Below are 11,987 nucleotides of genomic sequence, written 5' to 3' on the forward strand. Positions count from 1 at the left end.
CTTCACGTCGACAGGGTGTGGGTCTTGCCGGTCACGGTGACGCTCTCGTCCGACTTGATCTGGACCGCCCCGCGCATCTGGATGCCCGCCGGCGTGAGCTGGATGCCTGCGCCGGAAACATCGACATCGAGCAGTGCGTCCCCCACGATCTCGATTTCTTTGGAGACGACGTGGACCTGCTTGCTCGACGTGAGATCGAGCGCGGCGCCCACCATCACCCGATTCGCGCGGGACGACACGGTCATGTCGCCGACCGACGACCGCACCACCGCACCGCCCACCGTGACCACGAGCTGCCCCTCGATGGACTCGGAGATTCCCTCGCTCAACGAGGTGGTCAGCTTCACCCCGCCCACCGTCTCCACGTACGCCTTCCCGGCCGTCGTCGTCATGTTCCCCACGCCCGCCGAGATGAACGCGCCCCCCACGGTGCGGCTCATCTTCTCCGAGGCCGTACGGCTGATCGAACCCACGAGGAACTGATCCGCCAGCTTCCCGAACGTCACCCCTTCCGACAGCCCACCGGTCAGCTTGCTGGCGATGCCGCTCGCCGACGGCACCATGCCCTGGATGCTCTTGGTGAGGCTCTCCTGGACTCCGCCGAGCGCCCCGCTCGCCGCTCCCCCGAGCACCGAGCCGGCCACGCCTCCCGGCGCCGTCGCGACCGACGGCAGACCGCCCGCGGCCTCGAAGCCATCCTTGGCCCCCTTCTGTGCGCCGCTCTTCGCCGCCGCCACGGCCTTCTTGCCGATCGCCTTCGGATCCGGGACGAGGCCCTTCGCGACCGACTTCCCCCGCGCGGCGAGATCCGGCATCTGGAACCCCCCCGAGAACGTCATGCGCACCGACCCCACCGCCTCCGTCTCGTCCTTCGCCGTCGACACGGTGACGCTCCCGCCGACGTCGACCTTCTCCGAGCCCTCCACCTGCTTCGTCCGGTCTCCTTTGACCTCGAGCCGCCGGTCTCCTCCGATCGCCTCCTTCGCGTCGTGCCCGATGACCACGCTCTGATCCCGCCCCACCGTGTGCGTCAGGTGCCGGCCCACCTCGCGCGTCTCGTCCCGACCGATCGTCTCGACCTTGTCGTGCTTGATCTCGGCCTCGTAGTCCCGCTCCGCCCGGACGGAGAACAGCATCGCGCCCGCCGTGTCGTCGAGCTTGATCTCGCTGAAGCCCCCTGTCGCCGGCGACGACGGCGTCTTGATGGTCATCGTGCTCTTGTTCGCCGGCTGCGCGTAGGCGGGCGGCATCACCCCGTTCATGGCGCGCGCGATCCCCACCGGCCGATCCGGATCGCCGTCGATGTACGCGACCCGCATCTCCCAGCCGACACGCGCCAGCACCATCGAGGTCGCGCTCTCCTGGAGGAGCCGTATCCAGCGCGAATCCTGGTCGGTCCCCGACGCCTCGCGATCCCAGTGGAACTGCGCACGGAAGCGCCCGAAGCGATCGGTGTGGATCTCGGCCCCCGCCGGCCCCCGGACGACGGCCGTGTGACACCCCTCGATGGTCGGACGCGGCGTCCCGGGATGAGGCCGGAACGGCGTCGCCGCGGGGAGGGCCCGGAACGTGTTCCCGTACTGGGCCTCCTCGTCCCCCTGCGCCCGAGGGAACGAGCCATCCCGCGCCGTGTGCTCCACGCCGACCAGGAAATACTCCCCCTCGAACGCCGCCCCACCCGCATCCCCGAACGCGAACCGACTCCCCGGCGTGAAGGTCGGCACATTGCCTGCGCCCTCCACGATGTGAGCGCGCACCTGGTGAGCCTCCAGCCGCAGCCGCGCGAGCCGCTCTCCTTCGGCCTGCGCCCGGAAACCAGCGGGGTACTCGTAGACCTCGAGCGACGGATGCGAAGCTGCCGAGTCCGAGGTCAGCAGCGAGCGCTGCGGGTTCTTCCAGTCGAAGTCGCTCACCGTCACCCGCCCTGGAGCGAGCCGCGCGCCACGGCGGAACGCGAAGATTCCCAGTTCCCCCCGGCTGAGCGCCCCGTGCGCATCGAGAAGCTCGAAGTGGGAAGACCGCCCAGCGACCTTGTCCGCGGCGCTCGAACGATCGGCGAGCACCATCACGCCCTCTTCATCGAAGGCGTAGTAGATGCCCTCGAACTCCAGCAGCCGCGAGACGAAGTCGAAGTCCGACTCCTCGTACTGCACACAGTACTCCCGCACGCGGGTCGGACTGCTCAGCTGCCAGACGTGAGCGACCTGATGCCTGGACAGCACCTCCGAGACGATCTGCTCGGCGGAGAGGCCACGGTATTTTCGCGTCGTGCGCGTGTGACGGAGCAGCCAGAGGTGGTCGTACAGATGCACCTCGTAGCGAAGCGTCCCCTCCTCGAACCGTGAGAACTCGACGGCGCCCACCCGCAGCGTCCACCGCCGCTCGGCGCCGTCCCCGAGGCTGATGCGCAGCGAGGCCTCCCCCCCGAGCACCTCGTCGAAGGGAAGGTCTTCGTCCGTCGCGATCTCGACGACGGCGTGGGTGGACTCCGACAGAGCCTCCGAGACACGACACCCGACGGGGCGAACCCTCCCGTCGACGTCCAGGGCCAGCTCGATACCGACCTGCTCCTCGCTCATCCTGCCTCTCCTCTCCCCACGGCGCCCATCCCCGCAGCCCCCATCCCCGCAGCCCCCAGCGCTCGACTCCCCGCACCGCCCAGCCCGCCATCCTTCGCGACGAAGCCCCGGGGCGACGGCCAGTGACCCTCGACGATCACCCGCTCGATGGCCTGCACCTTCCGCGGCACCGGGATGCTCGCCCGGAAGGTCAGCTCGACCCGCCCCTCGTCCGCATCGATGAGGAAGGTGTCGAGGTGCGTCGGACACGCGCTCGTGGCGCCCCGCACGACGCACGAGAACACCGGGCTGAAGCGGGGCAGCCGGAAGCGCCACAGGCCCCCAGGGGTCGCGCCGACGATCTCGACGGGCTCGTCTCCCAGCAGCGGCACCGCGCTCCAGAGCCCTGGCGGCGCGCAAGCGTAGAAGCGAGGATCACGGTCCACCGGAGGGAGCGGCGCGCGCTCCCGCTTCCAGGCATGATCATGCGTGCCGCCGAACAACGCACGCGGGTCCCAGTGGGCCGGGATCGGCCCGAAGCCTGCGGGCGCCGGCGTGCGTGACCCGAGCGACGGCTCCAGCTCCTCGATGGCCGGCGCTTCGGTCCCGACGAGCCCCCGACGGTCCCGCGCCACCCCCCTGCCGAGCGGATTCCGCCCCTCGATCAGCGGCCGACCCGGCCCGGACCGATCCACCCCGCCGTAGCTGTGCTCGTAGATGAGCGGCGTCGCTTCGAGCCGACCGGCAGGGCCTGGCTCGATCCCGGTCGCCGTGGCGCAGTACACCCGCGGCCCATGGACGCGCGCCCGCTTCTGCAACGCGCCCTGCTTCGTCTCCACGCGCACCCCCACCTCGATCGCCGTCACCTGGCCACCCACGGGAGGCCGTGCCGTCCCGACGAGCAGCACATCCGTACCCGGCTTCTCGGGCACCCGATCGCTCGGAAACCGCACGCTCGACGCATACGGCGCACCATGAAAGACGTCTTCCAGGCGCACCCCCACCGGGGGCTCCGCGAGCTTCGCCTCACCCGTCGGACTCACCTCCCAGGTCAGCTTCGCGATCGCCGTGAGCACCAGGCCACCACGCCGGCCTTCCAGCACCTCGGCATGCACGGCCATGGGGGTGGTGTTGTCCACACGCCGGAAGCTCATCGAGGCTCCTTGGCCACATCGAGCGACGCGAGCCGCCTGCGCAGCTCCGCCCCCAGCCGGAGCAACCGATCACTCTTCCCCTCCTGCGCCTCAGCGGAAAGCTCCCGGAGCAGACGGTCCGAGCTCACGCGGAACGACAGCTCGTCCAGCGCGTGCCGCGAGAGCGCCTCCGCGATCGGTCGCCCCGCCCAGATGGCCGCCTGGATGTCCACGAACGCCTCGTCCGCGCCCGCCGAGCCTGGCGTGGCTCGCGCCTCGACGTCGCGTCCTGTCGGCCCTGGGGCCGTGGGTGAGGCGTCTGTGATTCGTGCCCCGACGTCACGTCCCGTCGGCTCCGGGGCCGTGTACGAGGCGTAGGCGCCTGCCATGGACGAGGTGTCTACCGAGGACGAGGCATCTGCCGCGGACGAGGTGCCCAGAGCGGGCGACGGCGCAGCCGACGGCCAGCTCGGGGCGACCGGAGCCAGCGCCCACCCGGGAGGCATCATCGCCGCAGGGGCCGGCGCGATGATGGACTGACCGAGCAAGGTGACGACCTCGTCATCCTCCTCGTCCTCGGCTTCTGCACCGCGCTCGGCGGGCTCTGCCCCGTGCTCGGCTGGCCCTGCTCCACGCTCGGCGGGCGTCGCCACCACCGGCCCCCCCTGGAGGGGCCGCACGATCTGGAACGGGAGCGTGCCCCGAGCCGATCGCAGCGGCGGCGCCTGCGTGGCCCCCGCCTCGGGACGGCGTGCGGCGACCCCGGGCCGCGCGGCCCCCTCGGCCGACGGGGGCGAGGACTGGCGGGGATCGCGCTCGGCCCACGCCGCCCCCTGGGCAGACGAAGCCGAAGACCGCAGCGGCGTCAGCGAGCCCGACGAAGGCGCCCCTGGATTGAAGGGCAGCGGCGCCGAGGAGGGGGTGAGCGCGGGCGCGCTGGTCGTGAGCACGTCGTGCTCGACCCGCCGCGCCTCGACGTCCTGTGGCGACATCGACGGCGCCCCACGGCCTCGTCGAGCGCGCGCGTGCTGGACGAGGTCCGCATAGCTCAGCGCTTCTCCTGCAGGCTGAGCGGCGACGACGACGCGCGCGACCTCGAGCGCGTGGGAGGTCATGATCCCCGTCACGCCGCGCCACGTGAGCATGGCCAGCGCCCGATCGGTGTCGATGCAGAGCGTGTCGCAGCGCAGCGTGATCTCGGTCGGCTGCGTCCCCGCCCTGTCGAGCCGGAAGGCCCTGGGGCGCACCGCGGGCAGCCGCGTCTCCAGGAGGGGCAACCGAGGGTGGAGGTTCCGCAGGGAGAGCGGGACCCCCGGGTCGAGCCGCTCGACCTGCTGATCCAGCGGCGCTGCGTTGAAGAACCTCGGGTCGAAGCCACCTGGCGCCAGCGCCGGGGTGCCCTTCAGCTGGTACGCCCACCGGAGCCCCTCCTCCGAGAGCTGGAGCTGGAGCGCGCGCCTGCGTGGCGCGATGGGACCGAAGCCCGGAGCGCTGCCTGGCGTCCCCCCCTCTCCGACCCTCGTCGCGCGCTCGTGCCGGAGCGCGACCCGCGAGAACGGCGCCCCCCGAAAAGGCGCGCCTTGCCCCCATGCAAGCTCCCCCGTGAGCCGGAGCCCCTTGCTGAGCGCCCCGACGCCGAGCACCGCCGTGAGTTCGTCCACGGGCACGCCCCCGGGCGCGAACGCATGCCCCGAGAGAAAAACCTCCGCGCGCGGCTTGTACGGCACGAAGTCCGTGGGCACCCGCAGACTCGCCTGCGGATCGTCGTCCCAGTACGTGTCGTCCTGCATCCCCACCTGCACGTCGGACAGCACGCTCTCCTGGCCTGCCACGAGCGAGAACGTCGCCTTGACACCCACGGTGAGGAGCCACTCTCCCGGCCGCGGACCCCAGACCAGGGTCGACGCGACGAAGGGACACTGCATCGTGACCGAAACCACGATCGTGAACGCTATCACCCCTTCTTCGTTTTCCACGCCACAGAAAGCGGCGGAATTCTTGCTCTACATGATGCTGTCACGCGCCCTCCGACGGCAGCGCGGCGCCATGGAAACCCCCTGCCGTGCGCTTCGAAGGCCTCCATGGTGCGCGCCCCCTGACGACGCTACGCTCCGCGCCCCTCATGCGGAGCAAGCCCGAGCAGATCCAGGCCATCCTCAGCAACCGACCAGGCCACTGGGCGCGCTCCCTGCTCGCCCCCGGCGCGCAGATGGCGGACGTCCAGTACACGGACTTCATCTCCGTCACCCCCGACGAGGTCGTCGCCCACGTCCTCACCCACGGCTTCGACCCCCGCGGCGTGTGGACACCGAACGACCCCCCTGGCCAGCGGGACGACAAGCACGCCCTCGAACCGAAGGGCGCGCAATGGATCACGTCGTTCACCGAGCGCGGCTCCCGCTTCGACGAGCACACCTTCGACCGCTACGAGGACGCCGTCCGCTACCTCGTCCTGCGCCTCGTCCGCAGCGCCTGGACGCTCTTGAACCACGCCTACTGGCACCGCCACCACCCCGAGCTGAAGCGACTCCCCGAATTCGGCACGCCGTGGCCTTCCGGGAGCTGAGCCCTGCCGCCAGCGTCGAGTTCACTTCCCAGAGATTCTGCGCACCTCGTGATGCAGAGAATCGTCGTCCGAGTCCGCAATGCGGAGTGGATTGCACCGGGAATTCAGAGCACGCATCGAGTGAGCGACGCTCGGTACGAAACGTAACGAGGTCTGGTCTTCTGTGCTGCAAGTCCTCGTAAAGATTGCCATCCAAAGAAGTCCTCGCATCGTCTGTTACGTGTGGAGTGCGGCGGCGCCTCATTGACGTGAGCGACCGCGGTCGTTCACGAAGGCCAGAGAACTTCTGTGCCGGTCCGAGGTACGTCCGAGTCTGAGGAACGCCTCTTCGCTCTGGCGGCCTACCGTCGTGCGTGAATGCAGGAGCGTGGTGGAGGGCCGCGTTTCCATGCAGTCATTCAGGGGCGCGGCAGGTGGAACTGCATCCGCTCGAAAGAGGAGGCTTCCGACTTCGTGCATCGAGGCATGGGACGGGAGTCCTCCTGAACTACGGGTGTCGTGATGAACATGGAGAGGAGCAGGATCATGAAGCTACGAACGATGGGTGTACGCATCGCGTCTTCTGGATCGATCGTTGCCGCAATGGCACTCGGCATCGCCTCGTGCACGGGTGGAGCCACGCTCGATCCTGGCAACGACGCGGACGTGGCGCGGAGAGAGAGCGTCGAGGTGGCGGCCGCCGCCCTATCTGATGGGGATCGGGCGGAACTTCTCATGAATCGTCACCTGGAACGCCTCGAGCGCGACCCGGTCGGGATCGTGACGGGTCGCGTGCTGAACGTGGACGAGGCGCCCGTGTCGGGGGTCATCGTGCGCGTCGCTGGGAACGAGGTGATGACGGACGATGGTGGCAAGTACACGCTCACCAACGTGCCGGGTGGCAATCAGGTTGCGAGCTTCGAGCATGCGGAATACGTCTTCTCGCAGCGTCTCGTTGCCGTCCATCCGGGAGAACACCAGGTGCTGGACAGCTATCTCCTGGGCCGCAGCCAATCCCGTCGCATCAACGTGGATGCTCCGGTGAGCATCCGGAATGGTCCCCTCTCGCTGGAGTTCGAGCCAGGGGACCTTGGCTTCGCCGACGACGGGAAGCGCGGTGCCGCTGCGGTGCCCATCAGCGGCGAAGTCGACGTCGTCTTCACGACCATCGATCCCCTCCAGAAGAACCACATCCTGGCGGCTCCTGCTGGGCTGACGGGGATCACGGTGAAAGGGGAGCCGGTCGATCTGGTCTCGTACGCGATGCTCGAAGTCGAACTCTTCAAGGATGGCCGCAAGGTCCAGGTTCGATCGGGCCAGACGGTCCGGACCACGCTCGTCGTCGACGACGCACTTGCCGTCAAAAGCGGTGAGATCATCCCGATGTGGCACCACGATACGGACCTCGGCGTGTGGGTCCAGGCAGGCGGAACCGATGCCGTCGTGCAACCGGAGAAGGATGGCTCTCTGATCGCGGTGGCGGAATTGCCGCACTTCAGCTCGTGGAACTATGACTCCGTCGGGGATGCCACGTGTGCGCAGTTCGTACTGCCGGGCAACCAGGTCACGCGGCGCATCAGAATCGTGAGCACGGACAGCCAGGGCGCGATGGACCATCTATGGTCCATCACGTCCGAGTGCATGAATTCCGGTAGCTCCAACGCACGATGCTTCATCAACGTGCCGTCGGGCGCCAGGGCCTCCACTTCCTTCAAGGTACAGGCTCAGCAGGCGGGGACGAATGAGTGGTGCGATCTGACGTTCCAGATGGGGCCAATCGGGCAGCGTACACGGTTCATGGGGGCAGACATCAACCAATGGCTGAACAATTTCGAGAGGCCTACGGGCTCTTGGTGCGGTCAATCCATCGGTTCTCCACGGGGGGGATTTTACCTCGGTGGAACCTACGACATCGGTTCCTTCGGTCCGCCACTACCGCCGAATCATGTGGTCCTGGGAATGGCACAGAGCTCGTGTCCCGGCGTGGGCGGGCTCTCCGTGTCGAACATCGACGCTGGATTCTCCGCAATGGTTTCCAATGCGAGCAACCCTGCCACCTCGGCGAACATCGATCGTGATGGCGCGGTGGATGCCGCCGACAACTGTATTGCGAATTCGAGCAGTCAGAGCGACGTGAACGGTAACGGCATTGGTGACATGTGCGAGGCGTGGTGTCATGTTTCGCCAGCCCCATACGCCTACCTCTACGATTACGACGGCGATGGCATCGATGATCTGTGCGACAATCGATGGACGGTGTTCAATCCGTCTCAGTACCTCCCTCAGTGAAGCGACGCACGCGGTGAGGATTCGCCCTTCGTGGCCTCTGCAAGAGGGGCGCGCGCTGGAGCGCCTGCCTCACCGCGCTTCACTCGGATGACCTGGATCATCTCTCGACATCGAGCGGCGGCTTGGTGCGTCGGGCAGCAAGCGAAGTCCTCGTCCAAGCACCCGATCACCGCGCCCCATCCGCCAGCGTGGCCATGTCGATGACGAACCGATACCGGACGTCACTCTTCACGATCCGCTCGTAGGCCTCACCGATCCGCTCGATGGCAATCGCCTCGATCTCCGCCGTGATCCCGTGCTTCCCGCAGAAGTCGAGCATCTCCTGCGTCTCGCGCATCGACCCCATCCACGACCCGCTGAGGCTCCGCCGGTGCGGCACGAGCAGGAACGGGTTCACCGTCACCGGCTGCTCCGGCATCCCGAGCAGCACCAGCGCGCCATCGGTGGCCAGCAGGTTCAGGTACGCATTCCAGTCGAGATCGCCCGAGACCGTGTTCAGCACCAGATCGAAGCGCCCTGCGAGCCGTTCGAACGTCTCCGGATCGCGCGTCGCATGATAAGCATCCGCCCCCATGCGCTGCGCGTCCTCGCGCTTCGCGAGCGTCTGGCTCAGCACCGTCACGTGCGCGCCCATCGCATGGGCCAGCTTCACACCCACATGCCCGAGCCCGCCCATCCCCACGATGGCCACCCGCTTCCCCGGCCCCGCCTTCCAGTGCCGCAGCGGTGAATACAGCGTGATTCCCGCACACAGGAGCGGCGCTGCAGCGTCGAGCGGCAGCGCATCCGGGATGGAGACCACGTAGCCCTCCTTCACCACGATGCTCTCGGAATAGCCGCCATGGGTCGGATGATCGGCACCCTCCACCCTCGCGTTGTACGTCATCACCACCCCTGGCTGGTAATGCTCCCGGTCGGGATCGCGCACCTCGCCCGTCGTGCAGCTATCCACATAGCAGCCGACGCCGACCCGATCCCCCACCCGGAAGCGCGTGACGCGCGCACCGACCTCCGTCACGACCCCCGTGATCTCGTGACCCGGCACCATCGGGTAGATCGACGTCCCCCAGTCATTGCGCGTCAGGTGGATGTCCGTGTGACACACCCCGCAATGGTGAATGGCAATGACCACATCCTCGGTGGCAGGGGCGCGGCGCTCGATCGCGAATGGCGCGAGCGGACTCGTGGCGGAGAGAGCAGCATACGCTTTGACCATGGGGAAGCCCTCCGGGGCGACAGGTTCAGGTGCCCTCTCGTGCCTCGGGAGCGGCGCCGAGCGTTATCGTCATCCTGCCGATGACATGTTCGATCCTGCAAACTCAACCGCGGCCAGCCCGCAGCCCGCACGCTCGACCCTGCGCGCCACGCGACCTTTCATCCCCTATCACCCGTGATCTCCACCAGGGCCGACACCTCTCTCTACACCATGGATTCCTGGATGATCCCGCTCGCACGACCGCACCTGCCGCTCGCGCGCTCATTGCCGCCAGCGCACATGACCCCTAAAGTCAGCGCCGAGGAGCACATCGACGATCATGCAGAAGCGAACCGCGCTCGTCGCCGCCCTGGCCGACACGATCGCGCGCCACGCCACGCCGGACGCCGACACCCGCACGCCGGTGGAGCGCCTCTTCATCGGCCACCGCTCGGGCTCCACCCCACCTGCCTACACCTTGCAGTGGCCTTGCCTCACCCTGGTCGTGCAAGGCGCCAAGACGATCACCGTCGGCACCCAGCGCCTCCGCTACGACGCGGGCGACTACCTCCTCGTCACCCGCGACCTCCCCGTGTCCTCCAGGACCGTCGAGGGATCCCCCACCCGGCCGCAGCTCGGCCTGGCCCTCGCCATCGACCCCACCGTCCTCACCCAGCTCCTCGCGCGCGCCCCCTTGAAGCCCACCCTCGGCGAGCCCGCGCCCGCCCTCGCCGTCCGCCGCGCCGACGAAGACCTCCTCGACGCCCTCCGCCGTCTCCTCGCCCTCCTGGACCGCCCCCGCGACATCCCCGCCCTCGCCCCCCTCCACGAGCAAGAAGTCCTCTACCGCGTCCTCACCGGCCCCCTCGGCCCTGCCCTCGTGCGCATCGCCAGCGACGAGAGCCAGAGCACCGGCGTCGGCCGCGCCCTCGCCTGGCTGCGCGCGCATTACACCGAGCCGTTGCGCATCGAGGACCTCGCCCACCACGCCGGGATGAGCGTCTCCTCCCTGCACCACCGCTTCAAGGCCGCCACCTCCCTGACGCCCCTCCAGGTCCAGAAGCACCTCCGCCTGCACGAAGCCCGGCGCCTGATCCTCGTCGACCAGCTCGACGTCGGCACCGCCGGCTTCCGCGTCGGCTACCAGACCCACGCCCAGTTCAGCCGCGAGTACCGCCGCCTCTATGGCAACCCGCCCGCCGACGACCTGCGCCGCCATCGCCCTCGAGAAGCCGTGTCTCGGCGGGTGTGACCAGGCCTGGAGCCGGACGGCATGAGGTTCGCTCTGCTGCGACGCCGCGAGGATCCCTGACGAGTGGCACCGCAGAGGGGTGGGGTACGTGCGGTCGGTGTCGTTGCACAGGGACGTATCCGTCCGGTCACCGCCATCGTGACCAGCCGAGTGCGGGTGGGTAACTCCAGAGGTCATCGAAGGCACTGGAGGTTTAGATGGCGACGCGAGCGGAATGGAGTGAGCGGGTAGAGCGCTGGAATCAGAGCGGCTTGAGCGCGAAGGCGTTTGCCGGGTTGGAGGGCTTGAAGGTCCAGTCGTTGTACTGGTGGACGTCGCGGCTCCGTACGTCCTCTGGAGCGGCGCTTCAGAGCACACCGCCGAGGTTTCTCCCGGTCCGAGTCGTCAAGTCGCCACAGGCCCAGCTGGCGCGCGTAGGGGTGGCGCCGTCGCCTGCCACCGCAACCGTCATCGAGCTGGCGCTCCCCAACGGGTGCATCGTGCGGGTGCAGGAGGGCTTCGACACGACGACACTGGCGCGGGTGCTCCGTGTGGCTGGAGGTACTGGCGCATGCTGATGCTCCCGCCGTCGGTGCGGGTCTACGTCGCGGCGGAGCCCACGGACCTGCGCAAAGGCTTTGATGGCCTGTCGGCGCAGGTGATGTAGCGGTTCGGCACCGACCCGCTGAGTGGCCACCTCTTCGTCTTCCTCAACCGCAGGGCGGACCAGGTGCGCATCCTGTTCTGGGATCGCACCGGCTACTGCATCGTGTCCAAGCGGCTCGCTCAAGGGCGATTCCACCTCGCTCACGCCGTGAGCGCAGGGCGGACACATGTCGAGATGGATGCCACCGAGCTTGCGCTGATGCTCGAAGGGCTCGACCTGTCGGGTGCGACGAGGAAAAAGCGCTGGAGGTTGCCTTCGCCCGGCAAACTCGCGGCGTAAATTGAATGCCTTGTGCCGCGGCGCGCGGTGAATACACCGCTCGATACGTGGCCCGCTCTTCTTCTGCTGTCGTCAAGGCTCCCGTTGACC

8 protein-coding genes and 1 pseudogene are annotated in these 11,987 nt (G+C 68.4%); 5 read left to right on the forward strand and 4 right to left on the reverse strand.

From position 1 onward, the window contains the following. Nucleotides 1-2: 2 nt before the first annotated feature. The 3 genes from CMC5_RS11470 to CMC5_RS11480 are packed head-to-tail and all read right to left on the reverse strand — an operon-like array spanning nt 3 to nt 5,631. Nucleotides 3-2,579 (reverse strand): type VI secretion system Vgr family protein, encoded by a 2,577-nt coding sequence (locus CMC5_RS11470; RefSeq protein ID WP_050430442.1) that lies wholly within the window; start codon nt 2,577-2,579, stop codon nt 3-5. Next, nucleotides 2,576-3,712 carry a DUF2169 family type VI secretion system accessory protein gene (locus CMC5_RS11475; protein WP_050430443.1) on the reverse strand — a complete coding sequence of 379 codons (1,137 nt, stop codon included), beginning with the start codon at nt 3,710-3,712 and terminating at the stop codon, nt 2,576-2,578. Before CMC5_RS11475 ends, CMC5_RS11470 begins: the two co-directional genes overlap by 4 nt. Then, a complete protein-coding gene (locus tag CMC5_RS11480) occupies nt 3,709-5,631 on the reverse strand; it encodes a DUF2169 family type VI secretion system accessory protein (RefSeq protein WP_156338463.1) in 1,923 nt (640 codons plus the stop codon). The genes CMC5_RS11475 and CMC5_RS11480 overlap by 4 nt, the downstream gene beginning before the upstream one ends. Before the next feature lie 182 nt (nt 5,632-5,813). Here CMC5_RS11480 and CMC5_RS11485 point away from each other — a divergent pair, with 182 nt between their 5' ends. Both CMC5_RS11485 and CMC5_RS11495 read left to right on the forward strand, forming a co-directional pair. After that, nucleotides 5,814-6,257 (forward strand): hypothetical protein, encoded by a 444-nt coding sequence (locus CMC5_RS11485; protein ID WP_156338464.1) that lies wholly within the window; start codon nt 5,814-5,816, stop codon nt 6,255-6,257. 645 nt (nt 6,258-6,902) lie between these two features. Then, nucleotides 6,903-8,525 carry a carboxypeptidase-like regulatory domain-containing protein gene (locus CMC5_RS11495; protein WP_156338465.1) on the forward strand — a complete coding sequence of 541 codons (1,623 nt, stop codon included), beginning with the start codon at nt 6,903-6,905 and terminating at the stop codon, nt 8,523-8,525. A gap of 166 nt (nt 8,526-8,691) precedes the next feature. On the opposite strand, the gene CMC5_RS11500 is transcribed toward CMC5_RS11495, so the two are convergent. Beyond that, a complete protein-coding gene (locus CMC5_RS11500; RefSeq protein ID WP_050430448.1) occupies nt 8,692-9,741 on the reverse strand; it encodes an NAD(P)-dependent alcohol dehydrogenase in 1,050 nt (349 codons plus the stop codon). A 319-nt stretch (nt 9,742-10,060) separates the two neighbouring features. Here CMC5_RS11500 and CMC5_RS11505 point away from each other — a divergent pair, with 319 nt between their 5' ends. The 3 genes and pseudogenes from CMC5_RS11505 to tnpB all read left to right on the forward strand — a co-directional run. Continuing rightward, on the forward strand, nt 10,061-10,972 hold the full coding sequence (locus CMC5_RS11505; protein ID WP_050430449.1) for an AraC family transcriptional regulator: 912 nt from the start codon (nt 10,061-10,063) through the stop codon (nt 10,970-10,972). Between the two features lie 197 nt (nt 10,973-11,169). Further along, nucleotides 11,170-11,529, forward strand: a complete 360-nt coding sequence (gene tnpA / locus CMC5_RS11510; RefSeq protein ID WP_050430450.1) for an IS66 family insertion sequence element accessory protein TnpA — start codon at nt 11,170-11,172, stop codon at nt 11,527-11,529. A gap of 104 nt (nt 11,530-11,633) precedes the next feature. Next, nucleotides 11,634-11,897 (forward strand): annotated as a pseudogene (gene tnpB / locus CMC5_RS11515) (IS66 family insertion sequence element accessory protein TnpB); the annotation flags it as partial. Between the last annotated feature and the right edge of the window lie 90 nt (nt 11,898-11,987).

It is taken from the genome of Chondromyces crocatus, from assembly GCF_001189295.1.
Lineage (GTDB): Bacteria > Myxococcota_A > Polyangia > Polyangiales > Polyangiaceae > Chondromyces > Chondromyces crocatus.